The 25,589-nt window shown below is 72.4% G+C and carries 21 protein-coding genes; 8 read left to right on the forward strand and 13 right to left on the reverse strand.

Annotated elements, in window-relative coordinates; genetic code table 11:
• Window positions 1-86 precede the first annotated feature (86 nt).
• Window positions 87-1,094 (forward strand): aldo/keto reductase, encoded by a 1,008-nt coding sequence (locus tag QOM21_RS15580; protein ID WP_407550622.1) that lies wholly within the window; start codon window positions 87-89, stop codon window positions 1,092-1,094.
• A 28-nt stretch (window positions 1,095-1,122) separates the two neighbouring features.
• On the opposite strand, the gene QOM21_RS15585 is transcribed toward QOM21_RS15580, so the two are convergent.
• The 3 genes from QOM21_RS15585 to QOM21_RS15595 all read right to left on the reverse strand — a co-directional run bounded on the left by QOM21_RS15585 (window position 1,123) and on the right by QOM21_RS15595 (window position 5,106).
• Complete coding sequence (locus tag QOM21_RS15585; protein ID WP_407555689.1) at window positions 1,123-1,542, reverse strand: NUDIX hydrolase; 420 nt, start codon at window positions 1,540-1,542, stop codon at window positions 1,123-1,125.
• Between the two features lie 83 nt (window positions 1,543-1,625).
• Window positions 1,626-2,849 (reverse strand): CHAD domain-containing protein, encoded by a 1,224-nt coding sequence (locus tag QOM21_RS15590; RefSeq protein ID WP_407550624.1) that lies wholly within the window; start codon window positions 2,847-2,849, stop codon window positions 1,626-1,628.
• Window positions 2,812-5,106 (reverse strand): RNA degradosome polyphosphate kinase, encoded by a 2,295-nt coding sequence (locus tag QOM21_RS15595; RefSeq protein ID WP_407550625.1) that lies wholly within the window; start codon window positions 5,104-5,106, stop codon window positions 2,812-2,814. The genes QOM21_RS15590 and QOM21_RS15595 overlap by 38 nt, the downstream gene beginning before the upstream one ends.
• Window positions 5,107-5,525: 419 nt before the next feature.
• Between QOM21_RS15595 and QOM21_RS15600 the strand changes: the two genes are divergently transcribed.
• Window positions 5,526-6,146, forward strand: a complete 621-nt coding sequence (locus QOM21_RS15600) for a GNAT family N-acetyltransferase (RefSeq protein WP_407550627.1) — start codon at window positions 5,526-5,528, stop codon at window positions 6,144-6,146.
• Window positions 6,147-6,213: 67 nt separating this feature from the next.
• Here the strand turns inward: QOM21_RS15600 and mshD are convergent, their stop codons facing one another.
• Window positions 6,214-7,152 carry a mycothiol synthase gene (gene mshD, locus QOM21_RS15605; RefSeq protein WP_407550629.1) on the reverse strand — a complete coding sequence of 313 codons (939 nt, stop codon included), beginning with the start codon at window positions 7,150-7,152 and terminating at the stop codon, window positions 6,214-6,216.
• A 200-nt stretch (window positions 7,153-7,352) separates the two neighbouring features.
• Between mshD and QOM21_RS15610 the strand changes: the two genes are divergently transcribed.
• Window positions 7,353-9,161 carry a bifunctional metallophosphatase/5'-nucleotidase gene (locus QOM21_RS15610; protein ID WP_407550631.1) on the forward strand — a complete coding sequence of 603 codons (1,809 nt, stop codon included), beginning with the start codon at window positions 7,353-7,355 and terminating at the stop codon, window positions 9,159-9,161.
• Between the two features lie 195 nt (window positions 9,162-9,356).
• Entirely contained in the window at window positions 9,357-9,815 is a 459-nt protein-coding gene (locus QOM21_RS15615) for a DUF3574 domain-containing protein (protein WP_407550633.1), read from the forward strand.
• Between the two features lie 67 nt (window positions 9,816-9,882).
• On the opposite strand, the gene QOM21_RS15620 is transcribed toward QOM21_RS15615, so the two are convergent.
• On the reverse strand, window positions 9,883-10,809 hold the full coding sequence (locus tag QOM21_RS15620) for a phosphotransferase family protein (RefSeq protein ID WP_407550635.1): 927 nt from the start codon (window positions 10,807-10,809) through the stop codon (window positions 9,883-9,885).
• 420 nt (window positions 10,810-11,229) lie between these two features.
• Here QOM21_RS15620 and QOM21_RS15625 point away from each other — a divergent pair, with 420 nt between their 5' ends.
• Complete coding sequence (locus QOM21_RS15625; RefSeq protein WP_407550637.1) at window positions 11,230-12,549, forward strand: DUF2993 domain-containing protein; 1,320 nt, start codon at window positions 11,230-11,232, stop codon at window positions 12,547-12,549.
• A gap of 238 nt (window positions 12,550-12,787) precedes the next feature.
• Window positions 12,788-14,221, forward strand: a complete 1,434-nt coding sequence (locus QOM21_RS15630; RefSeq protein ID WP_407550639.1) for an FG-GAP-like repeat-containing protein — start codon at window positions 12,788-12,790, stop codon at window positions 14,219-14,221.
• A 117-nt stretch (window positions 14,222-14,338) separates the two neighbouring features.
• On the opposite strand, the gene QOM21_RS15635 is transcribed toward QOM21_RS15630, so the two are convergent.
• From QOM21_RS15635 to QOM21_RS15660, 6 genes are all read right to left on the reverse strand, one after another.
• On the reverse strand, window positions 14,339-15,739 hold the full coding sequence (locus tag QOM21_RS15635) for a sensor histidine kinase (RefSeq protein WP_407555690.1): 1,401 nt from the start codon (window positions 15,737-15,739) through the stop codon (window positions 14,339-14,341).
• Window positions 15,740-15,786: 47 nt separating this feature from the next.
• A complete protein-coding gene (locus tag QOM21_RS15640; protein WP_407550641.1) occupies window positions 15,787-16,524 on the reverse strand; it encodes a response regulator transcription factor in 738 nt (245 codons plus the stop codon).
• A gap of 111 nt (window positions 16,525-16,635) precedes the next feature.
• Window positions 16,636-16,941: a hypothetical protein gene (locus QOM21_RS15645; RefSeq protein ID WP_407550643.1), complete on the reverse strand. Its 306-nt coding sequence runs from the start codon at window positions 16,939-16,941 to the stop codon at window positions 16,636-16,638.
• Between the two features lie 39 nt (window positions 16,942-16,980).
• A complete protein-coding gene (locus QOM21_RS15650) occupies window positions 16,981-18,207 on the reverse strand; it encodes a S1C family serine protease (protein ID WP_407550645.1) in 1,227 nt (408 codons plus the stop codon).
• Between the two features lie 153 nt (window positions 18,208-18,360).
• Window positions 18,361-19,386 carry a LacI family DNA-binding transcriptional regulator gene (locus tag QOM21_RS15655; protein ID WP_407550646.1) on the reverse strand — a complete coding sequence of 342 codons (1,026 nt, stop codon included), beginning with the start codon at window positions 19,384-19,386 and terminating at the stop codon, window positions 18,361-18,363.
• A 24-nt stretch (window positions 19,387-19,410) separates the two neighbouring features.
• Window positions 19,411-20,250, reverse strand: a complete 840-nt coding sequence (locus QOM21_RS15660) for a response regulator transcription factor (RefSeq protein ID WP_407550648.1) — start codon at window positions 20,248-20,250, stop codon at window positions 19,411-19,413.
• Between the two features lie 246 nt (window positions 20,251-20,496).
• Between QOM21_RS15660 and QOM21_RS15665 the strand changes: the two genes are divergently transcribed.
• Window positions 20,497-21,342: an alpha/beta hydrolase family protein gene (locus QOM21_RS15665; RefSeq protein ID WP_407550650.1), complete on the forward strand. Its 846-nt coding sequence runs from the start codon at window positions 20,497-20,499 to the stop codon at window positions 21,340-21,342.
• 51 nt (window positions 21,343-21,393) lie between these two features.
• Here the strand turns inward: QOM21_RS15665 and QOM21_RS15670 are convergent, their stop codons facing one another.
• Window positions 21,394-23,397 (reverse strand): ABC transporter ATP-binding protein, encoded by a 2,004-nt coding sequence (locus QOM21_RS15670; protein WP_407550652.1) that lies wholly within the window; start codon window positions 23,395-23,397, stop codon window positions 21,394-21,396.
• Entirely contained in the window at window positions 23,394-25,127 is a 1,734-nt protein-coding gene (locus tag QOM21_RS15675; RefSeq protein ID WP_407550654.1) for an ABC transporter ATP-binding protein, read from the reverse strand. The genes QOM21_RS15670 and QOM21_RS15675 overlap by 4 nt, the downstream gene beginning before the upstream one ends.
• Before the next feature lie 209 nt (window positions 25,128-25,336).
• Here QOM21_RS15675 and QOM21_RS15680 point away from each other — a divergent pair, with 209 nt between their 5' ends.
• On the forward strand, window positions 25,337-25,582 hold the full coding sequence (locus tag QOM21_RS15680) for a MoaD/ThiS family protein (RefSeq protein ID WP_407555691.1): 246 nt from the start codon (window positions 25,337-25,339) through the stop codon (window positions 25,580-25,582).
• Window positions 25,583-25,589 lie beyond the last annotated feature (7 nt).

The raw sequence follows: 25,589 nt of genomic DNA on the forward strand, positions 1-25,589 counted from the left end.
GGCACCGGCCCCGCCGCGGCGGCGGACCGCTCGGCGCATCCGGCGCACTCGAACCCACTCGGCCCACCCGGCAGAAGGAGCAGCTCATGAAGCGCAGGATCCTCGGCGGCACCGGCATCTCGGTCAGCGAGTACGCGCTGGGCACGATGATGCTCGGCGCCTGGGGCAACACCGACCACGACGACTGCGTACGGATCGTGCACCGCGCGCTGGACGCCGGCATCAACTTCGTCGACACCGCGGACGTGTACGCCGCGGGTGAGTCCGAGGAGATCGTCGGCAAGGCGCTCAAGGGGCGGCGCGACGACGTCGTGCTGGCCACCAAGTTCTTCAACTCGATGGGGCCGGACGCCAACCACGGCGGCAACTCCCGGCGGTGGATCACCCGGGCGGTGGAGGACAGCCTGCGCCGGCTGGGCACCGACCACATCGACCTCTACCAGGTGCACCGCCCCGACCCTGCGACGGACATCGACGAGACGCTGGACGCGCTCTCCGACCTCGTACGGTCCGGCAAGGTGCGGGCCGTCGGCTGCTCGACCTTCCCGGCCGAGCAGATCGTCGAGGCCCGGTGGACGGCCGAGCGCCGCGGTCATGTCCGGTTCCGCACCGAGCAGCCGCCGTACTCGATGCTGGCGCGCGGCGCCGAGGCCGCAGTGCTGCCGACCGCGCAGCGCTACGGCATGGGCGTGCTGACCTGGGGTCCGCTCAGCGCCGGCTGGCTGTCCGGGCGGGATCTGTCGGCCAGCTCGCGGGCCGGTCTGGAGACCCAGAAGTTCGATCTGTCGGTCCCGGAGAACGCGCGGAAGGCGGAGGCGGTCAACGCCCTGGCGAAGGTCGCCGCCGAAGCCGGACTGTCGCTGCCGCACCTGGCGACGGCGTTCGTCCGGGCCCACCCCGCGGTCACCTCGGTGATCATCGGCCCGCGCACCCTCGACCAGCTCACCGGTCTGCTGGAGGGCGCCGAGGTCACGCTGAGCGGGGACGTACTGGACCGGATCGACGCGATCGTGCCACCGGGCACCGATCTCAACCGGGCCGACAGCTACTACCTGCCGCCGGCCCTCACCGAGGCGTCCCTGCGCAGGCGCTGACCCACCGGCCGGCCCGCGCGGCCCGGCCTCACGCCAGGTGCAGGGCGGCGAGCAGCGCGTCGACCAGCGGCCGGTCCCGCTCGTGCGTGAGCCGGGACCGGGCCTCGGCCGGCGAGAGCCACACCAGGCGGTCGACCTCGCGGTTGGGACGGAATCTGCCCGCGCATGCCTCCGCCGCCCAGTAACGCACCTGCTTGCGGCGGCCGTTGGCGAGGTAGTGCGCGGTGGGCAGCGGGGCGCCGGGCCGGCAGTCCATGCCGGTCTCCTCCGCGACCTCCCGCACCGCTCCGGCCAGCGCGCCCTCGCCGCGCTTGAGCTTGCCCTTGGGGTGGGACCAGTCGTCGTACTTGGGACGGTGCACCAGCCCGATCTCCAGTCCGTCCTCGGACGCGGCGCGGCGCCAGAGCACGCAACCCGCCGCGTACACCGGATCCTGATCCTGAGTCACCGTCACGTCCTCATCCCTTCCGCTCCGCCGTCCCCCGCGCTGCCGCGCGGGCTCAGCCTGCCGGGTCGGCCCTCGGAGGGCCGCTAGCCCTGGCCGCGTCCCCGTCCCGGCTCGCCCGCCGGGCCCGGCAGCCATACCCGGCCGAAGGCGAAGCGGGCCGCCTCCACCTCGTGCCGCTGGTCGGCGTGCAGCACACCGAGCGCGTACGCCGTGGCGGGCGCGATCCGGGGAGTGCGGGCCGCCGCGGCGGCAGCGGCGGCGGCCTCCGCGGCGTCCCGGTGCCGTTCCAGCGCGCGGCTCGCCTCCACCAGCCGCGGATCGCCCTGCTCCGGTACCAGCACTTCCTGGGCGTAGCGGCTCAGCCGCACCAGCATCCGCGCCTGGTGCCAGGGCGCGTCCTGGCGGTGGTCGGCGGCCAGGGCGTCGGCGTTGTACGGGTGGCCTGCGCGGGACAGCGGCAGCGCCGCGACCGCCTCGGCCAGCCGCCGGTGGGCATGCTCGGCGAGCGGCGGCAGCACTTCGGCGGCCGGGCCGTCCGCGGCCGTACGGGCCAGCGGCGCCTCGGAGGCGAGTACCGCGACGGAGTCGGCGAGGGCGTGGAAGCGGGAGGAGCCGAGCGCCTGGAGGGCGGTGGAGTGCGCGCGGGTGCGGGCGAGGGTGAGCTGGCGGTCCAGAAGGGCACCGGCGCGGGCCGCACCGGCCGCCAGGGCGCCCTCCGGGTCCGGCTCCGCGGCCTTCGCGACGGCGGTGCGGTCGCCGCGGCCCGTCGCCGCCCCGCGTGCCGGGCGGTCGGCCCGCTCGGCACGCCCGGTCAGCCGTGCCAGGGCCGTCATCAGCCGCTCGCGGCGGGCGGTGCAGGCTTCCTCCCGCGCGAGGGTGCCGGACAACCAGCCGAGTTCGGAGCGGAGTTGATCGGCCCAGCTCTCCTCGGTCAGCGGGCGGAAGGTGTGCAGGGTGGCGCTGATGCGGCGGGCGGCGCGGCGCAGCTGCCAGGTGGCCTCGCCGGTGCCCTCCGCATCCGAGCCGCTCTCGCGGTGCAGCCGCAGGCTGCGCAGGAAGTCCCCGGACTGCCGGTGCAGGTATGCGGCGAGCACCTCCCCCGCGGTGCGGCCGCCGAGCGGCCCGTCCGCCGGGTTCTGCCCGTCGAGGAGGCCGTGCGGGTCGTACGGGCCGCCGGGTGGCCCGTCCACCACCGCGGCGCGGGCTCCCGGAGCCCCGGCGGGCTCGTATCCGATACCGGTGGGACCGGCCGGCCCCCCGGCCGGCTGGTCATGTCGCTGGGCCACGCCGGCGCCTCCGCGCGTCAATGAGCATTTCCTGTACGTTCCGCAGCGGCGCGCCGTCCGCGTCCACCGCGTGCCGGGTCCAATTGCCGTCCGGTCCCAGGTGCCAGGAGGACGTCGCGTCCGACATCCCGGTCTCCAGGAGCCTGGTGAGGGAGGTGCGGTGGGCCGGGTCGGCCACCCGCACCAGCGCCTCGATCCGCCGGTCCAGATTGCGGTGCATCATGTCGGCGCTGCCCAGCCAGACCTCGGTCTCGCCGGCGTTGCCGAAGGCGAAGACCCGGGAGTGCTCCAGGAAGCGGCCGAGGACGCTGCGGACCCGGATGTTCTCGCTCAGGCCGGTCACGCCCGGGCGCAGCGCGCAGATTCCGCGCACCCACACATCGACGGGCACGCCCGCCTGCGAGGCGCGGTAGAGCGCGTCGATGACGGCCTCGTCGACCATGGAGTTGACCTTGACGCGCACGAAGGCGGGCTGCCCCGCCCGGTGGTGGGCGATCTCGTCGGTGATGCGCTGGATCAGGCCGTCCCGCAGGGACTTGGGGGCGACCAGCAGCCGCCGGTAGGTCTCCCGGCGGGAGTAGCCGCTGAGCCGGTTGAACAGGTCGGAGAGGTCGGCTCCGACCTGCGGGTCCGCGGTCAGCAACCCCAGGTCCTCGTACAGCCGGGCGGTCTTGGGGTGGTAGTTGCCGGTGCCGACGTGGGAGTAGCGGCGCAGCATCTCGCCTTCCTGGCGGACGACCAGCGAGAGCTTGCAGTGCGTCTTGAGGCCGACCAGGCCGTAGACGACGTGGCAGCCGGACTCCTCCAGCTTGCGGGCCCACTTGATGTTGGCCTGCTCGTCGAAGCGTGCCTTGAGTTCGACGAGGACCAGGACCTGCTTGCCGGACTCGGCGGCGTCTATCAGGGCGTCCACGATCGGCGAGTCGCCGGAGGTGCGGTACAGCGTCTGCTTGATCGCGAGCACGTCCGGGTCCGCGGCGGCCTGCTCCAGGAACGCCTGCACGGAGGTGGAGAACGAGTCGTAGGGGTGGTGCAGGAGGACGTCCCGGGCGCGCAGTGCGGCGAAGATGTCGGGCGCGGACGCCGATTCGACCTCCGCGAGGTCGCGGTGGGTCCCGGCGACGAACTTCGGGTACTTCAGCTCGGGCCGGTCCAGCGCTCCTATGCCGAACAGGCCGGTGAGGTCCAGCGGTCCGGGCAGCGGGTAGACCTCGGAGTCGGAGACCTTCAGCTCCTGGACGAGCAGGTCCAGCACGGCCGGGTCGATGGACTCCTCGACCTCCAGCCGCACCGGCGGGCCGAACCGCCGCCGCATCAGCTCCTTCTCCAGGGCCTGGAGGAGGTTCTCCGCGTCGTCCTCCTCGACTTCGAGGTCCTCGTTGCGGGTGACCCTGAACATGTGGTGCGCGCGCACCTCCATGCCGGGGAAGAGCTCTTCGAGGTGCGCGGCGATGACGTCCTCTATGGGGACGTAGCGCTGCGGGGACGCCTCCAGGAAGCGGGCGAGCAGCGGCGGCACCTTGACCCGCGCGAAGTGGTCGTGGCCGCTCACCGGGTTACGGACGACGACCGCGAGGTTCAGGGACAGCCCGGAGATGTACGGGAACGGGTGCGCGGGGTCCACCGCGAGGGGGGTGAGGACGGGGAAGATCTGCTGGCGGAAGAGGGTGAACAGGCGCGCCTGCTCCTTCTCGGTCAGCTCCGGCCAGCGGATGAGGTGGATGCCCCGGTCGGCGAGTTCGGGGGCGATGTCCTGCTGGTAGCAGGCGGCGTGCCGGGCCATGAGTTCGCGCGAGCGCGTCCAGATCAGATCCAGCACCTCACGGGGCTGCAGACCGGATGCGGAGCGGGTGGCGACGCCGGTCGCTATCCGTCGCTTGAGGCCGGCCACCCTGACCATGAAGAACTCGTCCAGATTGCTGGCGAAGATCGCCAGGAAGTTCGCCCGTTCGAGGAGAGGAGTGGCCGGGTCCTCCGCCAGCTCCAGCACCCGCTCGTTGAACGCCAGCCAGCTGCGCTCCCGGTCCAGGAACCGGCCGCTGGGCAGCTCCTCGCCGTCCGCGCCGGGCACGCCCTCGTCCTCGTACGCGTCCATTTCCGCGTCCAGGTCCGGCTCCAGCTCGGGCAGCGCCGCGGCGACGGCGTGCGGCCGGTGCGCGGCGATGGAGCCGACCGAGGGCTGGGCCGCCGAGCCCGAGCCCTCCGGCGGGGCCTGCCGGGGCTTGCGGGAGGCCGTCTCGGGCTGGGCCTGGGCCTGAACGCTGGGCTGCTGGTTCATGACCCCATTCTTCCGCGCTCCGGCCCATCCAGGCGCGTCGGACGGAGGCGGATCGATACGGCGCCCCGGGCTCGGGACATTCGGCACGGCGGGCTGCATTCCGTGATGCTCGCAAGCGACATTGAATCGCCGGTAACGCGGATATGGCGGCCAGGCAAGCGGGGCGCTACTCCCCGGGGCTGCACGGAGGCTCCGCGTGCGGCCGGCGGGCCCGGAGGGAAGCGGAGTGCGGGGGTCCGGGCGGCCCGCTCCGGGTGTCTACCCCGCACCGCGCGTCTCAGACCCGCCGACGGCCCCCGATGCCGTCACGGGCCCGCCAGGGGCGGCCCCGGCGTGGGCCCCCGCGTACCGGAAGCGCCGACAGGTGATCACGTGAAAATCGGGCTGCACCCGGGCCCGCGGCTGCCTACGCTGACCGCGTGCCGACACCTACCGCGCCTCCCACGCCGCCGCTGCCGTACCGCCCCGACTACCCGATACGCACCGAGCGGCTGGACCTGCGCCCCGTGCGGGCCGACGACTTCGAGGCGATCTACGCCTACCAGCGCCGCCCGGAGGTCTGCCGCTATCTCTACTGGGGCCCCTTCGACGAGGCCGCGTCGCGTGCCTCGGTCACCACCAAGGCGGCCCGCACGACACTGCGCGACAGCGGCGACGTCCTCCAACTCGCCGTCGTGGTGCGCGAGACGGGGCACCTGGTGGGTGACGTCACGTTCGTCCTGACCAGCCGAGAGCACCGCCAGGGCGGCATCGGCTACGTCTTCAACCCGGAATTCGCCGGCCGCGGTTACGCCACCGAAGCCTCCCACGCACTGCTGCGGATGGGCTTCGAGGATCTTCTGCTGCACCGCGTCCAGGCCGAGTTGGACGGCCGCAACGGCGCCTCGGCCCGGCTCCTGGAGCGGCTCGGGATGCGCCGCGAGGGCCATCTGCGCGAGAACGAGTTCCTCGACGGCGAGTGGAGCGACGAGGTCGTCTACGGCCTCCTGGCCCGCGAGTGGCACGCCCAGGAGGCCGACCGGGCGGGCGGGGCCCGATAGCCGGACAGCCGGAGGGGAGGACGGGCCGCGCAGGACCGTCCCGCCCTCCTCACCTCCGGCGTACCGCTCAGGTCTCCGAGCGGTACATCAGGTCCGTCTCGTGCGTGCGGAAGCCGAGCCGTTCGTAGACGGTGAGGGCGGGGACGTTGTCCGCGTCGACGTAGAGCATCGCCGTCGGCAGGCCCTGCCCGGCCAGGTGCCGCAGCCCGATCGCGGTCAGCGCCTTGCCCAGGCCACCGCCCTGCGCACCCGGCAGGACGCCGACCACGTAGACCTCGCCGAGGCCCTCCTCGGCGTGCACCTTGGTCCAGTGGAAGCCGACCAGCCGGCCGTCCTTCTCCGCGAGGAAGAACCCCTTCGGGTCGAACCACGCCTCGCCCTTGCGGTCGTCCAGGTCGCGCTGGGTCAGCCCGCCCTGCTCGGGGTGGTGCGCGAACGCCTCGGCGTTCGCCGCCAGCCAGGCCGCGTCGTCGGTGCCCGGCTGGAAAGTCCGCACCGAGACCCCCTCGGGGAGCACCGGCTCCGGCAGCTCCAGGTCCGCCAGCGAACGCCTCATCTGCCGCAGCTCGCGGAACTTCGTCAGGCCCAGCGTCTGGGCGAGGTGCCGGGCGGCCGGATGCCCGCCGTGCGCCCACACCCGCAGCCGGCGCCCGGACTGGCCGAGCAGCTCGCTGCCCAGCGCCCGGCCGTGGCCGCGGCCGCGGTGCCCGGGGTGCACGACCAGCTCGGCGGCCGGCGCCTCCACCGGGTCGGTGTCCTCCAGCTGTCCGTACGCGACGAGCTCCGGTGCGTCGTCCCCGGGCACGTACACCAGCACATGCCGGACGCCCTCCCGCGGCCCGCCGCGCAACTGCAACCGGCCCTGCTCGGACACGGCGGGCTGCCCGTCCCTGTGCGCGGCCTGCTCGATCAGTTCGAGGACGGCCGCGGCCTCTTCCGGCGCCAGCTCCTCGGCCACCTGAATCCTGCGGCCCGTCCGGCCCGTCTCGTGTGCAGCGTCAGTCATGCGTGAAGCGTACGACCCGGTCGCCCCGCGGGCGGCGAACGGGCCCGGGGCGCCGGGTCAGCGCCCACGGGAGCGGGAGCGACCTCGCGGCAACCAGCTCGTAACCCTTTTCCCCCTGTTGCGCTACGCGCGTTGACAATATGCTGCCGACCGCTCGGGCAGCCACCACGGCCGCCCGTCCGGTCCACGAAGGGGATCTCATGCCATCGACACCTCAACGGCGGCGCACCGTCCGCAGATTGACGGCCGCGGCCGCCGTACTGGCCGCCGCCGTCGGGGTCACCGCGACGGCCCTGCCGGCCGGCGCCGACGACGGCAGGCAGCGCCACGGCCGCACGGTCGACGTCCAGCTCCTCTCCTTCAACGACTTCCACGGCAACCTCGAACCCCCGCAGGGCTCTTCCGGCACCGTCGAGGAGCTCCAGCCCGACGGCAGCAAGAAGACCGTCCAGGCCGGCGGGGTGGAATACCTCGCGCAGTCCCTGCGGACGGCCCGCAAGGGCCACCCCTACTCCGTCACGGCCGCGGCCGGCGACATGGTCGGGGCCAGCCCGCTGCTCTCCGGGCTGTTCCACGACGAGCCGACCATCGAGGCCATGAACAAGCTGGGCCTCGACGTCACCTCCGTCGGCAACCACGAATTCGACGAGGGCCGCACGGAGCTGACGCGTCTTCAGCGGGGCGGCTGCCACCCGAAGGACGGCTGCTTCGAGGACGGCAAGAAGTTCCGCGGCGCCGACTTCCCCTACCTGACGGCCAATGTCACCGACGACAAGACCGGCAAGCCGCTGCTCGCGCCGTACACCGTCTGGAAGCACAAGGGCGTCAAGATCGGCTTCATCGGTGTGACGCTGGAGGGCACCCCGGACATCGTCAACGCGGGCGGCATCAAGGGCCTGAAGTTCCACGACGAGATCGAGACGATCAACAAGTACGCCAAGGTCCTCAACCGCAAGGGCGTGAAGTCGATCGTCGCGCTCATCCACGAGGGCGGCCTGCCCGCCTCCACCTCGTACAACTACCGCTGCGACAGCCCCGGACCGGGCGACGGCATCTCCGGCCCGATCACCGAGATCGCCGAGAAGGTGACCCCGAAGGTCGACGCGCTGGTCACCGGCCACACCCACCAGGCGTACGCCTGCACCGTCCCGGACCCGTCCGGCGCGCCGCGCACCGTCACCTCCGCCGCGTCCTACGGCAAGCTCTACACCGACACCACGCTGACGTACGACCGCCACACCAAGGACATCGTGCGCACCAGCGTCAAGGCGCCCGGCGCGGCCAACCACGTCGTCGACCGCACCCAGCCCAAGGCCGCGGACATGACCTCCCTGATCGCGCGCTGGAACAAGCTCGCCGCCCCGGTGGCGGGCCGCCCCGTGGGCCATGTCTCCGCCGACATCGCGGGCCGCGGTTCCGGGGCCCCCGAGTCACCCCTCGGCGACGTCATCTCCGACGCCCAGCTGGAGGCCACCGCGGCGGCCGACAAGGGAGGCGCCCAGCTCGCCCTGATGAACCCGGGCGGCATCCGCTCCGACCTGGCCTTCAAGGCGTCCGGGGCGGAAGGCGACGGCGTGGTCACCTACGGCGAGGCGTTCACCGTCCAGCCGTTCACCAACATGATGAACGTCCTCGACCTCACCGGCGCGCAACTGCTCAGCGGCCTCCAGCAGCAGGTCAGCGGCCCGAACGAGGCGTCCCCGAAGATCCTCCAGGTCTCCGAGGGCCTGACGTACACCCTGGACATGACCAAGTCCGGCGCCGACCGCGTCGTGAAGGACTCGGTGAAGCTGGACGGCAAGGCCATCGACCCCGGCAAGACCTACCGGGTCGCCATGAACGAGTTCCTGGCCGGCGGCGGCGACGGCTTCACCGCCTTCAAGGACGGCGGGAACAAGTACGTCGGCGCCTCCGACCTCGACGCCTTCACCGCCTACCTGACGGCCCACTCCTCGGCGGACAAGCCCCTCGCCCCGCCGAAGGCCGATCGCATCACGGTGGTGAAGTAGCACTCCGGGGCCGATAGTTCGGCACACCGCCGGTACGGCCCGGCGCAGCACGCGACGGCCGGTGGGGGCTCCCCGCCGGCCGTCGTCGCACGTCACCCGGACAGCGGCGCCCGCCCGGCGGACGCCGCCGCGGACCGCATCCCCCCGCCGCCCTCTCGTCGTTACCCAGCCGAAGTCACCACGAGAGGAAAGCCCTTGCTCCCGAAGCCTCCGGCACTGCTGCGCCTCGCCGTCCTGGCGGTGTCCACCGCCCTGCTCGGCGCCGCGGCCCCCGCCGCCCCCGCGCACTCCCCCGCCGACCGGCCGCCGCAGCTCGCGCACGGCAGCCCGTATGTCGAGACCAGCCTGTTCTTCGGCACCGCCCGCCCGGACGGCGGCCCGGCGGTCACCGACCGGCAGTTCCGCACCTTCGTCGACCGGGTCGTCACCCCGAGATTCCCCGGCGGGCTGACCGTCCAGGAGGGATATGGCCAGTACCGCGACGCGCACGGCACCATCGAGCGGGAGCGGTCCTACGAGCTGACGCTCTTCTATCCCGCGTCCCGGGCCCGCCCGAACGACCCGAAGATCGAACTGATCCGGGCGGCGTACGCCGAGCGCTTCGCGCAGGAGTCGGTGGCCCGCGTGGACGACCGCGCCCGCGTCGACTTCTGAGCCGACGCCGCTTCCGGTCCCGCGCTCGGTCGCCCAGCCCGGCGGGCCGCCACGGCGGGGCCGGACGTCAGTCCGTCCCGAACCACGCCTGCGCCAGGGACTCCAGCGTGGGCTCCGGCGGGGCGGGCAGCTCCCGGAGATACCGGGGGAGGTTGCCGCAGACGTGCAGCAGGGTGAAGGCGAGGAGTTCGCGGGGGTCGAAGGTCTCGCCGTAGGCGCGCAGGACCCGGGCGAGCAGCCGGGGATCGCCACGGGAGACATAGAGGCCGACGGCCACGAAGTCATAGCCGCGGTGGCCGATCATGGCGGGCTCGAAGTCGAGGAGCCCGGTCAGCCGCCAGTCGTCGGACTCATCGACGGTCAGATGCTGCCGCATGAACTCGGTGTGCAGCAGGGTTCCCGCGGGTTCCGGGGGCAGCGCGACGGAGTTGAGGAAGCCCGGGATCTGTTCGAGCCAGGGTTCGGCGAGGCCGCGGGCGGACTGCCGGGCGACGGCCGAGGAGCGCTGCGCGTCGAGGAAGGCGGCCCAGTCGCCGGGGCCCAGGACGTCCGCGAGCGGGGCCGGGTCCAGGGAGTGCAGCTCGGCGAGGGTCTCCCCTGCCTCGGTGGCGATGCGGTCCTGCTCGGCGGTGGGAATCCGGGGCCAGGTCACGGCCAGGTCGGTGCCGCGCAGCCGGGACATCAGCACATAGCGCCAGCCGTTGTCGTACTCCCCCGCGTCGTGGACGTACGGGGTGGGGACCGGCAGGCGGCCCTGGACGTGCGAGAGGACACGGGCCTCGGCGAGGCCGTCGTCCGCGGCGGCGGCCGGGAAGAGCTTGAGGACGTAGCGGTCCCCCACGGCGTAGACGGGCTGGGAGCCGGCGGGGTAGCGGACCAGTGGGGCGCCGGCCAGGCCGAGGCGCCCGCAGAGCGCCTCGGCGCCCGGCCGCATCACCTGTTCGTCGGGGACGACCGCGTCCCACTCTTCGTCCGTGTCCACGCGAGGCAGCATGCGCGGACGGTAGGACGGGCGGCGCGGAAAGATCAACGGGTTTTCCGGCGGCGGCCGGCGAGAAGAAGACCGGCAAGGCCGCGGCCGCTTCCGCGGGTATTGCCGATCACTCCGGGTATCACGATCATGGGAGTGCTCGGCGCGGCACAACGACGAAATTCCGCTGTGCGACAGTCCGGGCACATTCCGTGACGGAGAGCCATTTCACCGGCTTTTGTTCATCCGGCAGGATTGCTGGTGTCACCACGTTGTTCATTGCGCCGAGCAGGGTGACGACAGTTCAGGCGGCCCGACCACCCGGCGCTTTTTCGCCAAGCGGATCGGGCAACTTTCCCCAAGTCGGCCGGACAACCTTCGCGTACCTCACTTACTTCCGGTAAGACTTGCGTTCAAGGGCCCCGCGCATGGTGGGATAAGCGGATGCGAACCCCCACACGCATACCCTCATCGTCGTCCTCGCCGACCGCCGGGCAGCATTCCGAATCGCCCGCGCCGGCACCGCAGGACGACCCGCGCGGCGACACCAGAGAGATCGAAACCGTCAATCCTTATGCGGACCTGGCCGCCCTCGCGGACCCCGAGCCGACACGCGGCTACCTCAACGAGCGCGACGACAGCGACGACCCGCTGGGCCTGGGGCTGCGCTCGGACGAGGAGGGCGAGGACTGGACACCGCCCAACCACCGGCGCAGGAAGCGCGGCGTCAGCCGCTTCGCCGCCGTGCCGTTCGCCGCGAAGCTGCTCGTCGCGGCCCTGGCATGCACGGCCTTTCTGACGGTTTCTGACCGTTTCGCCTTGTTGTACGCGCAGAACAAGGCCGAGGAAAAGCTGAAGGATTCGCTGCACCTCACGGCGACTCCGGAAGTCGATATCAAGGGTTTCCCGTTCCTCACCCAGGTCTTCGGAAAGCGCCTCGACCAGGTCGACGTGGCCATTCCCGACCTGGCGGCCGACCGGGTCTCCCTGGCGAAATTCGAGGCGAGCGCCAACGACGTCCGCATCAACGGCGATCTGCCCAGCTCCATCAAGGGCGCCACGATCGGCAGAATGCACGGCAGCGTGCTGCTCGCCTTCGACGACATGAATCGTGAACTGGGCGCCTCCCAGGTCAAATTCAGCGAAATGGGCCCGAACGCGGTGCGCGCGGTCGGCCGGCTGCCGATCGCCGGGCACGAATTGCGGGTACGGGCCGAGGCCCGCATCCAGCGCGCGGGCGACCGCGGCATCTCCACCGACATCAGCCGGATGCGCCTGGACCTCGGTGACGTCGCCGTCTACCGCCCCGGCACCGGCAAGGAAGAGGGCCTGCGGCTGACCCGCAAGGCCGCCGCCGAGGTCAGCCGCCAGGCGGCCAAGGTGAAGGCGATGCTCTCCGTCCCCGCGATCGCGGACCGGATCGGCATCCCCCGGCCGTACATCCAGGAGGCGCTGCAGAGCGAGGAGAAGCTGCACCAGCTGACCGGGTCGCCGCGCTTCATCGGCAAGCTGATGAAGGTCAACCTCGTCGATGTGGTGGCCGACCACCCGTGGCTGCTGGAGAAGGTCGGCATCGACCCGAAGGTGCTCGGCGGACTGACCGCGCTGACCAAGCCGCAGCTCGCCGACCAGCTGTCGCTCTCCTTCCAGCTGCCCAAGACGCCCGGCGACGTACGGCTGCGCAACATCAGCGTCGAGCGGGACGGCATCCGCGCCGACCTGTCGGGCACGGACCTGCCCTTCGGGGACGCCGCGAAGAAGTAGCTGCGGCCAAGCCGGCGGGGGCTTGCCTCCCGGGGCGGGATGACGGCACGCGCGACGACGGAACCGGGTGAACTGGCGGTGTGCGGCGGGGGCGTGGCGGGGTAACGGGGTGGTGAACGGCAGAACCGCGGGCCGGTGCTCCGCGTCCTAACCGGCGTGCGCGGGTGCTTCACCGTGGGTGCGCGACGGCGCGCACGCGGCGTACGCGCACACGCCATCATCGGCCCCAGGAGGACCTGTGCGTCACCGCTCCCGTTCCACCACCGCGCGCCGCATCGCGGTGGCTGCTCTGCTGGCCACCCCGCTCGCGGTCAGCGGCCCCCTCGCCACCGCGGCTGACGGCGACTCGGCGGGCGCCACCGCCGCGACCGCCGACTTCAACAACGACGGCTACGCTGACATCGTTGCCACCGCGCCGCACGGCACCGTCGCCGGCAAGCCGGGCGCCGGCTACATCACCGTCGTCCACGGCTCCGCCAAGGGAGCCGACACCGCGAAGCACCAGGTGATCAGCCAGGCCACCGCGGGCGTCCCCGGGGAGCCCACCGAGGACGGCGCCTTCGGTTACCGCACCGTCGCGCGCGACCTGGACGGCGACGGCTGCGACGACCTCGCCATAGACACCGGCTACGCCTCCGAGGTGACCGTGCTCTGGGGATCGACCGACGGCAAGGGCGGCGCGTCGACGCTGCCCGGCATCGGCCGCAACGTCACCGCCGGCGACTTCAACGGAGACGGCCACACCGACCTGGTCTCCGACGCCAAGGACGGCGAGGAGCCGCAACTGCACGTCGCCTACGGCCCGTTCACCCGCGACGGCCGGCCGGCCTCGACCGGGACCATCAACACCGGACGCACCTTCGGCTCCGTCGACCTGGTGGCCGGCGACGTGACCGGTGACGGCAAGGACGACCTGGTCAGCTTCCACGCCTTCGAGGAGATGTCCGAGCGCAGCCAGCTGTGGCGGGGCACCGGGGAGGGCCTGAGCAGCACGTCCACCGCCCTGCCCGACGCCGCGGCCGGCACCGTCGGCGACGTCGACAACGACGGCTACGGCGACCTGATCTTCCGCCCCGTACCCAACGGCGTCGTCGAGGACCAGCCGTACGACAAGGGCACCGTCAAGGTCCTGTACGGCGCGGCAAGCGGCCCCGGCGCGCGCACCACGACGCTCACCCAGGACAGTGCCGGTGTCCCCGGCGTGGGTGAGGAGGGCGACCAGTTCGGCTACACCCTCAGCGCCGGCGACGTCAACGGCGACGGCTACGCGGACGTGGCCGTCGGCATCCCCTTCGAGGACCTCACCAACTCCTCGGGCCGGGCGCTGAAGGACGCCGGCAGCACCGTGCTCCTCAAGGGCGGCAAGGGCGGCCTGTCCGGCACCGGAGCCCAGGCGTTCACGCAGGACACTCCGGGTGTGCCGGGCGTCGCCGAGGCCGGTGACCGGCACGGCGAGGCGCTCGCCCTCCTGGACACCAACGGCGACGGCAAGGCCGACCTGACCACCGGCGCCCCCGGCGAGGACGGCGCCACCCTCAAGGACACCGGCGCCGCCTGGTCCCTGCTGGGCTCCCCGTCCGGTCTGACCACCACCGGCGCGGTCTCCTACGGCCCCGGCGCCCTCGGCGGCCCGGAGTCGGGCGCGGCACTGGGGTCGAACTTCCCCCGCTGACAACCAACGGGCCGCGCACCCGGCCCCGGAAAGGCCCGGGTGCGCGGCCCGGATCGGCGGCGACGCGCCCCCACGGCACAGCCGGCCACAGCGGCAGCGGTGTTCGGCATGCCCCCTCTACTCCTCGACGGGCCCCTCCCCCGTCGGCAGTTCCGGTGGTGGGGTTGCGGCGCCGGGCAGGGTCAGTACCGCTTCGGTGCCGCCGCCCTCGGCGGGGCGCAGGCGGACGCCGCCGCCGGCCTGTTCCGCCGTGCGGGCCACGATCGACAGGCCCAGGCCGCTGCCGGGCATGCTGCGGGCGGAGGGTGAGCGCCAGAAGCGCTCGAAGACGTGCGGCAGCTCGTCCCGGGGGATGCCGGGGCCGTGGTCGCGGACGGTGAGTTCGCCGGATGCGAGGCGGACCTGGACGGTTTCGCCGGCGGGGCTGAACTTCACGGCGTTGTCGAGCAGGTTGACCACCGCGCGCTCCAGGGCGGCGGGCTCGGCCCGTACGAACCAGGGGTCGAGGTCCGCGGTGACGGTGAGCGTGGGGCCGCGCAGCCGGGCACGCTCCAGGGCCGCGCCGACGATCTCGTGCAGGGCGACGACCCGGACGGCGCCCGCGCTGCCGGGGCCCGCCTCCGGGGTCCGGGACAGCTCCTGGAGGTCGCCGATCAGCGCCGCCAGCTCGCCCATCTGCGCCTTCACCGAGGACAGCAGTGCCTCCTTGTCCGCGGCCGGGATCTGGCGGCCGGAGCGCTCGCTGCGGACCAGCAGGTCGATGTTGGTGCGCAGCGACGTCAGCGGGGTCCGCAGTTCGTGTCCGGCGTCGGCGATCAGCTGCTGCTGGAGGTCGCGGGAGGCGGCCAGCGCGGCGGTCATGGAGTTGAAGGAGCGGGAGAGCCGGGCGATCTCGTCGTCGCCTTCCGCCGGGATGCGGACGGCCAAGTCCTCGGTCCTGGCGACGTGTTCCACCGCCTCGGTGAGCCGGTCGACGGGTTTCAGGCCCGCGCGGGCGACCCACAGGCCCGCCGTCGCCGCGCCCAGCACACCGACGCCGGTCACGATCAGCAGCACCAGCGCGAGCTGGTTGAGCGGATCGGTCACCTGGTCCATGGGGGCGGCGACGGACACCGCGAGACGGTTGCCGCGGGCGTCGGTGACCGGGCCGCGGTGGGGCACGGTCGAGACCCGCATCTCCTCGCCGTTCCTGGCCTTGGTGGTGTGCACCGAGCTGGGCAGATGCCGCTCGGCGACCGCAACGTCCGACCGCTGTGCGGGAATCGGCGACTTCTCGGGCGAGGTGCAGACCTCGCCCTCGACCGACACCAGCTGGACGGTGTACGGAGTGGGCTGGAAACGCATGCCGTCGGGCGCGGTGCCGGAGCACGCGGCGGTCAGCGCCTGCACGTAGCCGGACTGCACGTCCACGGTCCGCAGCGTGGTGTCGAGCTGCTCGGTGAGCCGGTCGCGGGTGATCAGCCAGCAGGCGGCGGCCGAGGCGGCGACGGCGATGGCCACCGCGACGGCGGTGAGCATCGCCAGGCGCGAGCGCAGCGGCAGTCTGCGGTAGCGGTCCAGGCCGGTCACTCGGCACCGCCGTCCACACGCAGGACGTAGCCGACGCCGCGCACGGTGTGCACCAGCCGGGCCTCGCCGCCCGCCTCGGTCTTGCGGCGCAGATACATCACGTACACGTCCAGGGAGTTGGAGGTGGGCTCGAAGTCGAAGCCCCACACGGCCTTGAGGATCTGCTCCCGGGTGAGGACCTGGCGCGGATGGGCGAGGAACATCTCCAGCAGCGTGAACTCGGTACGGGTCAGCTCCACCGGCCGCGTGCCCCGGGTCACCTCGCGGGTCGCCAGGTCCATCCGCAGATCGGCGAAGGCCAGCACCTCGCCCTCCTCGGGGGGCGCGCCGGCCGCCGCCGCGTAGGAGCTGCGCCGCAGCAACGCCCGGATTCTGGCGAGCAGTTCATCGAGTTCGAAGGGCTTGACGAGGTAGTCGTCGGCACCGGCGTCCAGGCCGGTGACGCGGTCCCCGACGGTGTCCCGCGCGGTCAGCATCAGGATCGGTACGGTCACGCCGCTCGCCCGCAGCCTGCGGGCGGCCGTCAGCCCGTCCATCCGCGGCATCAGCACGTCCAGCACGATCAGCTCGGGGTCGTAGGCGGCGACCTTCTCGACCGCGTCCAGGCCGTCGACGGCCTGCTCCGTCCCGTAGCCCTCGAAGGCGAGCGAGCGTTGCAGTGCCTCGCGGACCGCGGGCTCGTCGTCGACGATGAGGATGCGGGCGGGCTGGTCACCGTGCTCGGCGGAACTCATGTGCGTGACTACCTCGGGAGTGGGATGACGGACGGCTGACGACTGTCGGACTCGTCCTTCAGCCTTGCACGGTGCCGAGCGGGGCGCGGCGGTCGACGCGGGGTCCTGCGGTCACCGCCCGGCCGCTGCCCTGCGCCGGGTCGCCGCGGTCCGTCCGCGGCGGGTGCGCCGCTCGGCGGCGATCTCCTCGGGGCGGCTGTCCGCCGCGGGCACCGCCGCCACGCGTGCGGCGTCCTCGACGGCAGAGGCGAGCACCGAGGCGAGTGCGAGGTCCAGGTCCGCCGGGCCGGTGCGGCCGGACCGGTGCCGCACGGAGTGCAGCTGCGCGCTGCGGCGTTCGCCGCCCGCGCCCCAGGCGATGGCCGAGGCCAGCGCCCGTCGGGCACGGTGGACCGGGACAGTGATCTTGTGGGCCATGTCGGCCTCCTAGGACGTACTCGGTGAAGGGGTGCGGCGTCAGACGCCGCTGCTGCCGCTGCCGCCGCCGCGCAGGGCGTCGAGGTCGGCCTTGACGGTGTTGATCGGGATGGCGAAGCCGAGACCGACACTGCCCGCCGTGCTGCTCGTCGCCGAACTCGGCGAATACATGGCCGAGTTGATGCCGACGATCTGGCCCTGCATGTTTATGAGCGCGCCACCGGAGTTGCCCGGGTTGAGCGAGGCATCGGTCTGGATCGCCTTGTAGGAGGTCTTCGACGAGCCGGTGTCGCCGTTGTACTGGTTCCCGCCGAACTCGAACGGCCAGCCGCCTCCGCCGCCCTGGCCGCCCTGGCCCTGCCCCTGGTCCTCGTCCTTCGCGACCGTGACGTCCCGGTTGAGCGCGGAGACGATGCCGCTGGTCACCGAGCCGGTGAGCCCCTCGGGCGAGCCGATGGCGACGACCGGGTCGCCGACCGCGACCTTGCCGGAGTCGCCGAGCGTGGCCTTGGTCAGGCCCTTGGCGCCCCGCACCTTGATCAGCGCCAGGTCCTTGTCCGGGTCGGTCCCCACGACCTCGGCGGTCTTCTTGCTGCCGTCGCTGAAGGTGACGGACACCGTGTCCGCCCCGGACACCACATGGTTGTTGGTGATGATCTCGCCGTCACCGGTGATCACCACACCCGAGCCGGTCGACTGGCCACCGGACGTCCGCGCGTTGATCTCCACGATGGCGGGGCTGACCGCCTTGGCGACCGCGGAGACGCCGCTGCCGCTGCTCTGCCCGGCGTTGACGACCGGGGTGCTCGCGCTGCTCCCCGTGCTCCCGCCGGCGCCCGCGAGCAGTGCCGCGCTGCCCCCGCCGATGAGGCCGGAGGCGAGCGCCACCGCCGCGATCAGGGCGATCGGGCGCCGGGCCCTGCGGTGCTCCCGCGGCCCGGGGACCTGCGGGCCGCCCGCACCGAACCCGGCGTACGCGCCGTCGCCGCCCTGGCCCCCGCCGGCCGCGGACGGGGCCGGCGCCCCGTGGACGGCGTACCCGCCCGGCGCCCCCGAGCCGTCGCCCGCCGCACTCGCGCCGCTGCCCTCGCCCGGCCACACCGTGACCCCGTCACCCGCGGCGAGGGGACGGGACGGCGCGAACGGGGGCGGCGGGGGGAAGGCCCGCTCGCGCTCGCGCCGCGCGTCCTGTGGGGCGCCGTGGCCGTACTCGTAGGGCCGGTCCTGGGGGATGTCGTCGCCGCTTCGGCGGTAGCTCTCGGTCATGGCTATGACTGTGCGACCGGTGCATGAGAACGGTCTGAGAGTGCCCTGAGAGACCCGACAGAAGTGGGTATGCCCGGTATAAAGACGCCGGGAGCGCCGGTGTTCGCGGCCGCCTTCCCGCCGGGCGGGCGGCTGGGCCGTGCGGCGGCCGCGTCAGTCCCGGCAGCCGCAGGACCGCCGGACCACCAGCCGCGACGGGAACTGCCGCAGCCGCTCGCGGCGCGATCCCACCACCCGCAGTCCGTCGTCCAGTACCAGGTCGACCGCGGCCCGCGCCATCGCCTCGCGGTCCGAGGCGACCGTCGTCAGCGGCGGGTCGGTCAGCCCCGCTTCCTTCACATCGTCGAAGCCGGCGACCGCCAGCCCCTCCGGCACGTCGATCCGCAGCTCGCGGGCGGCCCGCAGCACACCGATCGCCTGGTCGTCCGTCGCGCACATGATGGCCGGCGGCCGGTCCGGGCCCGCCAGCAGCTTCAGCGCGACCTGGTAGGCGTCGTAGCGGTTGTACGGCGCCTGGAAGTAGCGGCCCTCGACCGACTTGCCCGACTCCTGCATGGCGCGCCGCCAGCCCTCGACGTGGTCGGTGACCGGGTCGCCGGACTTCGGGGTCTCTTCCGTGCCGCCCAGGAAGGCGACGTACGGGTGGCCGTGCTCCAGCAGGTGCCGGGTCGCCAGCTGAGCGCCCCACACGTCGTCGGTCATGACCGCGACATCGTCTATGGCGTCCGGCCTGCGGTGCAGCAGCACCACCCGGGCGTCCCAGGCGTCGATCTCGGCGGCGGCGTGCTCGCTGGGGCCCTGGCTGATCAGGATCAGCCCGGACACCCGCATCCCGAGGAACGCGCGCAGGTAGTGCACCTCGCGCTCGTCGAGATAGTTGGCGTTGCCGACCAGCACCATCTTTCCGCGCTCGGCGGCGGCCTGCTCGACGGCGTGCGCCATCTCCGCGAAGAACGGCTGCCGGGTGTCCGGCACGATGAGCCCTATGAGATCGGTCCGGCGGGACGCCATCGCCTGCGCGACGCGGTCCGGCCGGTAGCCGAGCTCCTTGATGGCGGCGAGCACCCGCTCGCGCGTGGCCGGGGCGACCGGCCTTGGTCCGTTGTTGATGACGTAACTGACAACGGCGGTGGACGTACCCGCCAGTCTTGCCACATCATCCCGCGTCACCTTGGCCACGCGCGGCAGTCTACGCGGGTGGTCCTACCGCTGGGCAGGCCGTCCGCCGGCCGATTCGGCACCCGATGCCACGGCTTTCACCGCGCCGTTCCCGGCCCTCGCATCGGCCTCGGCGGCTTTGGCCGCATTGGCGGCTTTGGCGGCCTGCGCGGCCTTGTCCTTCGCCTGGGCCTCCGCCGCCGCCCGCTCGACCTTCTCCGGGGTCACGAAGCGGTAGCCGACGTTGCGGACCGTGCCGATCAGCGACTCGTGCTCGGGGCCGAGCTTGGCGCGCAGCCGCCGTACGTGCACGTCGACGGTGCGCGTGCCGCCGAAGTAGTCGTAGCCCCAGACCTCCTGCAGGAGCTGGGCCCGGGTGAAGACGCGGCCGGGGTGCTGGGCCAGATACTTCAGCAGCTCGAACTCCTTGAAGGTCAGGTCCAGGACCCGGCCCTTGAGCTTCGCGCTGTAGGTCGCCTCGTCCACCGACAGATCACCGTTGCGGATCTCCATCGGGCTGTCGTCGGTGGTGATCTGCTGGCGGCCCATGGCCAGCCGCAGCCGTGCCTCGACCTCGGCGGGCCCCGCGGTGTCCAGCAGGACGTCGTCGACGCCCCAGTCCGCGGTGACCGCGGCGAGCCCGCCCTCCGTCACCACCAGGACCAGCGGACAGCCCGGACCGGTGGACCGCAGCAGCTGGCACAGCGAGCGCACCTGCGGCAGATCACGACGGCCGTCGATCAGTATGACGTCGGCCCCGGGGGTGTCGATCAGGGCCGGTCCCTCGGCGGGAGCCACCCGCACACTGTGCAGGAGCAGGCCCAGCGCCGGGAGCACCTCCGTCGAAGGCTGGAGTGCGTTGGTCAGCAGCAGGAGGGAACTCACTTCCGACCACCCACCCGGTTTTCGGCGTGCTTCATCCTGTGCTGCTCGCGGTCCTGCTCGCTTCGCTCGCCCATGACGTCTGGTTCCTCCTCGGTCCCTGCGACGGGGGCACCACCCGGACTGGCCGGGGGAGTCTGCGGCACTGCTTCGTACGGTTCTCCCAGCCGCGGATCACCCGGGCTGAAAGCACAAAAGGACCCGGGGGCAACGCTGCCCGGATCCTTCATGCCCGACAGAATAGCTCACATGGGTTCCGGAGCCGAGGCCGATTTTGCACGTTCCTGTGTTTCGTCGATCACTTCGAGTGGTCATCGGGCGTCTTTGTTGACGTCGGACGGCGTTCGCATCGAGGCCGCTCACACCCCTCGTGAGGCGCCCGGCGGGCCGCCTTCCGGTGATCTGGTGGTGGTCCTCGCGCACGGTTTCAGCGGCGCCCTGGAACGCCCCGCGCTACGCCGGGCGGCCGCCGCATTCACCCAGCGTGCCGGCGTGGTCACCTTCTCCTTCCGTGGGCACGGCCGCTCCGGCGGGCACTCCACCGTCGGCGACCGGGAGGTCCACGATCTGGCCGCCGCGGTCCGCTGGGCGCGGTCCCTGGGGTACCGCCGGGTCGCCACCATCGGCTTCTCGATGGGCGGCTCGGTCGTGCTGCGGCACGCGGCGATTCACGGCCAGGGGGAGCGCGGGGGGCGCACGGGTGCGCACACCGACGTCGTGGTCGCGGTGAGCTCCCCCGCCCGCTGGTACTACCGCGGCACCGCGTCGATGCGCCGCCTCCACTGGGTCATCACCCGGCCCACCGGCCGCCTGGTCTCCCGCCTCGGCCTGCGCACCCGCATCCATCCCGAGGACTGGGACCCGGTCCCGCTGTCCCCCACCGAGGCCGTCCCGCTGATCGCGCCGACCCCGCTGCTGCTCGTCCACGGCGACCGCGACCCGTACTTCCCCGTGGACCACCCCCACATGCTGATGGCCGCCGCCGACCCCGCGAGCAGCGAGCTGTGGCTGGAGCGCGGCTTCGGGCACGCGGAGAACGCGGCCGAGCCGGAGCTGCTGGAGCGGATCGGGGAGTGGATCACCGCGCACGGCTGACCGCCCCGGGCGCGGCGCCCGGCCCCGGACCACGGGCCCGGGGCCGGGCGCTCACTCGGTCTCCGCCATCGCCTCCGCGAACTGCGCCGCGTACAGGCGGGCGTAGGCGCCGCCGGCCGCCAGCAGGCCGTCATGGGTGCCCTGCTCGACGATCGCGCCGGACTCCATCACCAGGATCACGTCGGCGTCGCGGATGGTGGAGAGGCGGTGCGCGATGACGAAACTGGTGCGGCCGGTGCGCAGTTGCGCCATGGCGTGCTGGATCAGCACCTCGGTGCGGGTGTCGACCGAGCTGGTGGCCTCGTCGAGGACGAGGATGGCGGGCTCGGCGAGGAACGCCCGGGCGATGGTGATCAGCTGCTTCTCGCCGACCGAGACATTGCCGCCCTCCTCGTCGATGACGCTGTCGTAGCCGTCGGGCAGGGTGCGCACGAAGCGGTCGACGTGGGTGGCCCTGGCCGCCTCGACGATCTTGTCGCGCGAGATGCCCGCGGGCGCGCCGTAGGCGATGTTCTCGGCGATGGTGCCGCCGAAGAGCCAGGTGTCCTGGAGGACCATGCCGATGTGGGAGCGCAGCTCCTCGCGTGACATCTCGGCGATGTCGACGCCGTCGAGGGTGATCCGCCCGCCGCGCACCTCGTAGAACCGCATGAGGAGGTTGACGAGCGTGGTCTTGCCGGCGCCGGTGGGACCGACGATGGCGACCGTCTGGCCGGGGTGGACGGCCAGCGACAGGTCCTCGATGAGCGGCTTGTCCTCGTCGTACCGGAAGGAGACGTTCTTGAACTCGACGCGTCCGGTGACGTGTTCGGGGCGGGCCGGCAGCTCGGCGTCGGGGTCCTGCTCGGCCGCGTCGAGGAGTTCGAAGACCCGCTCGGCGGAGGCCACGCCGGACTGCACGAGGTTGGCCATCGAGGCGACCTGGGTGAGCGGCTGGCTGAACTGCCGGGAGTACTGGATGAACGCCTGGACGTCACCGATGGACAGGCTGCCCGACGCGACACGGAGGCCGCCGACGACCGCGACCAGGACGTAGTTGAGGTTGCCGATGAACATCATCGCGGGCTGGATGATCCCGGAGATGAACTGCGCCTTGAAGCCGGCGGCGTAGAGGGCGTCGTTCTGCTCGCGGAACAGCTCCGCGGACTCCCGCTGGCGGCCGAAGACCTTCACCAGGGCGTGGCCGGTGTACATCTCCTCGATGTGCGCGTTGAGCTTGCCGGTGGTCTTCCACTGCTGGACGAACTGCGGCTGGGCACGCTTGCCGACCTTGGTGGCGACGACCACCGATACCGGGACGGTGATCAGGGCGACCAGCGCGAGCAGCGGCGAGATCCAGAACATCATCACCAGCACACCGACGATGGTCAGCAGCGAGGCCACGATCTGGCTGAGGGTCTGCTGGAGCGTCTGCTGGATGTTGTCGATGTCGTTGGTCGCCCGGGAGAGCACCTCGCCGCGCTGCTGCTTGTCGAAGTAGCTCAGCGGCAGCCGGGCCAGCTTCTCCTCGACCTGCTCACGCATCCGGAAGACCGCGCGCTGGACGACGCGGGTGGCGATCCGCGCCTGGACGAATCCGAAGAGCGAGGCACCCGCGTAGATCAGGGCGACCCACAGCAGGACCACGCCGACGGCGCCGAAGTCGATGCCCTGGCCGGGCACGACCGGCATCGTGCCGAGCATGTCGGCGAGCCCGTCCTCGCCGCGCGCCCGCAGCCGGTCGGCGGCCTGGGCCTTCGTGAGGCCGTCGGGCAGCCCGCGGCCGACGAGGCCCGCCATGATCAGGTCGGTGGCGTGGCCGAGGACCTTGGGCCCCACCACGCTCAGCGCCACGCTCAGCACGCCGAGCACCAGCGCGACCGAGATCACGCCGCGCTCGGGCCGCATCTGGCGCAGCAGCCGCTTGCCCGAGCCCTTGAAGTCCATCGACTTCTCGATGGGCTGCCCGCCCATCATCCGGCCGGGCCCGGCCGCCGGAGCCGGTCCGCGCCGGGGCGCCGCCGGCGCCGGCGGGGCCTCGGACGGCCCGGCCGCTTCCTTGTCCGCGGTGGTCACGCCGCCTCCTGCTCGGTGAGCTGGGAGAGCACGATCTCCCGATAGGTCTCGTTGTCCGCCATCAGCTCGGCGTGTGTGCCGGTGCCGACGACCCGGCCCTCGTCCAGGACGACGATCCGGTCGGCACCGCGGATCGTCGAGACGCGCTGCGCGACGATCACCACCGTCGCCCGGCCGGTCTCGCGGGAGAGCGCGGCCCGCAGCGCGGCGTCCGTCGCGTAGTCCAGCGCGGAGAAGGAGTCGTCGAAGAGGTAGATCTCCGGCCGGCGCACCAGCGCCCGCGCGATCGCCAGCCGCTGCCGCTGGCCTCCGGAGACGTTGCTGCCGCCCTGCGCGATCGAGGCGGCGAGGCCGCCCTCCATCCGCTCGACGAAGTCGCGCGCCTGCGCGGTCTCCAGCGCGTGCCACAGCTCCTCGTCGGTGGCGTCCGGCTTGCCGTAGCGCAGGTTCGTCGCGACGGTCCCGGAGAAGAGGTACGGCTTCTGCGGGACCAGGCCGATCGCGTCGGCGAGGGTCTCCTGGTCGAGGGTGCGGACGTCCTCGCCGTCCACCAGGACCGTGCCGCCGGTCGCGTCGAACAGCCGTGGGACGAGGCCGAGGAGGGTCGACTTGCCGCTGCCGGTCGAGCCGATGACGGCGGTGGTCTCGCCGGGCCTGGCGACCAGCGAGATGTCCTTGAGCACCGGCTCCTCGGCGCCCGGGAAGCGGAACTCGACGCCGCGCAGCTCCAGTTCGCCGTGCCGGCGCAGTTCGGTGACGGGGTGCTCCGCCGGAATGACGCTGCTGTCGGTCGCCAGCACCTCCTGGATGCGTTCGGCGCAGACCTCGGCGCGCGGCAGCATCATCACCATGAACGTCGCCATCATGATCGACATGAGGATGTACATCAGGTAGCTGAGGAAGGCGGTGAGCGCGCCGACCTGCATGTCGCCGCTGTCGATGCGGAGTCCGCCGAACCAGACCACCGCCACGCTGGAGAGGTTCACGATGAGCATGACCAGCGGGAACATCATCGACATCAGCCGGCCCGCGCGCAGCGAGACGTCGTAGAGGTCGGTGTTGGCGGCGCCGAACCGCTCGCGTTCGTACCGGTCGCGGACGAAGGCGCGGATGACGCGGATGCCCGTGATCTGCTCCCGCAGCACCCGGTTGACGGTGTCGATGCGCTCCTGCACCCCGCGGAAGAGCGGGCGCATCCGGCGCACGATCAGTGAGACGAGGATCCCGAGGACCGGGACGATGACGAGGAGCAGGCCCGACAGCGGCACGTCCTGGTTGAGCGCCATGACCACACCGCCGACGCACATGATCGGCGCGGAGACCATCATCGTGAAGGTCATCAGCACCAGCATCTGCACCTGCTGGACGTCATTGGTGGTGCGGGTGATCAGCGACGGTGCGCCGAAGGTGCCCATCTCCCGTGCGGAGAACGACTGCACCCGGTCGAAGACGGCGGCGCGGATGTCACGGCCGAGGGCCATGGCGGTCCGGGCGCCGAAGTAGACGGCGCCGATCGCGCAGACGATCTGGAGCAGCGTGACGGCGGTCATCGCGCCGCCGAGACGGAGGATGTAGCCCGTGTCCCCCTTGACGACACCGTTGTCGATGATGTCGGCGTTGAGGGTGGGCAGGTAGAGGGTGGCCAGCGTCTGGATGAGCTGGAGCACCACGATCAGGGATATGGAGCGCCTATGCGGCCGCAGATGGGCCTTCGCGAGTCGGACCAACACGGAGCGAGCCTATGCGAACGCTTGCCTTCGGCAATCGAATTATCCGCTTTCCCCTGCGCCCCGCCCGCGACCTTTGCCGGAACTTGCCCGGAACCGGACCGGCCGCGCCGTACGCCATCATGGAGGCGGCAACGACGGGGGCGGCCCACACCGACGGCCCGCCCTACGACCGACACGATGAAGAGGTCGCCGTGACAACAACTGGCACCGTGCGCTATTGGGCCGCGGCCAAAGCCGCCGCCGGCACGGCAGAGGAGCCGTACGCGGCGGCGACGCTCGCCGAGGCGCTCGACGCGGCGCGCGCCGCGCATGCCGCGAACCCGGAGTTCGCGCGTGTCCTGATGCGCTGCTCGTTCCTGGTGGACGGCGACCCGGTCGGCACCCGCGACCACGGGGCGGTGTCGCTGGCCCAGGGCGGCACCGTCGAGGTCCTGCCGCCGTTCGCGGGAGGGTGAGCCCACG

It is taken from the genome of Streptomyces sp. Pv4-95 (assembly GCF_045782725.1).
Taxonomy (GTDB): domain Bacteria; phylum Actinomycetota; class Actinomycetes; order Streptomycetales; family Streptomycetaceae; genus Streptomyces.

What these genes read in the sequence shown, in the direction of transcription:
- QOM21_RS15580 (WP_407550622.1), top strand. Translation starts at nt 87, where the DNA reads ATGAAGCGCAGGATCCTCGGCGGCACCGGCATCTCGGTCAGCGAGTAC.
- QOM21_RS15645 (WP_407550643.1), bottom strand. Translation starts at nt 16,941, where the DNA reads ATGGCCCACAAGATCACTGTCCCGGTCCACCGTGCCCGACGGGCGCTG.
- QOM21_RS15650 (WP_407550645.1), bottom strand. Translation starts at nt 18,207, where the DNA reads ATGACCGAGAGCTACCGCCGAAGCGGCGACGACATCCCCCAGGACCGG.
- QOM21_RS15620 (WP_407550635.1), bottom strand. Translation starts at nt 10,809, where the DNA reads ATGCTGCCTCGCGTGGACACGGACGAAGAGTGGGACGCGGTCGTCCCC.
- QOM21_RS15625 (WP_407550637.1), top strand. Translation starts at nt 11,230, where the DNA reads ATGCGAACCCCCACACGCATACCCTCATCGTCGTCCTCGCCGACCGCC.
- mshD (WP_407550629.1), bottom strand. Translation starts at nt 7,152, where the DNA reads ATGACTGACGCTGCACACGAGACGGGCCGGACGGGCCGCAGGATTCAG.
- QOM21_RS15595 (WP_407550625.1), bottom strand. Translation starts at nt 5,106, where the DNA reads ATGAACCAGCAGCCCAGCGTTCAGGCCCAGGCCCAGCCCGAGACGGCC.
- QOM21_RS15635 (WP_407555690.1), bottom strand. Translation starts at nt 15,739, where the DNA reads ATGCTCACCGCCGTCGCGGTGGCCATCGCCGTCGCCGCCTCGGCCGCC.
- QOM21_RS15640 (WP_407550641.1), bottom strand. Translation starts at nt 16,524, where the DNA reads ATGAGTTCCGCCGAGCACGGTGACCAGCCCGCCCGCATCCTCATCGTC.
- QOM21_RS15610 (WP_407550631.1), top strand. Translation starts at nt 7,353, where the DNA reads ATGCCATCGACACCTCAACGGCGGCGCACCGTCCGCAGATTGACGGCC.
- QOM21_RS15665 (WP_407550650.1), top strand. Translation starts at nt 20,497, where the DNA reads ATGGGTTCCGGAGCCGAGGCCGATTTTGCACGTTCCTGTGTTTCGTCG.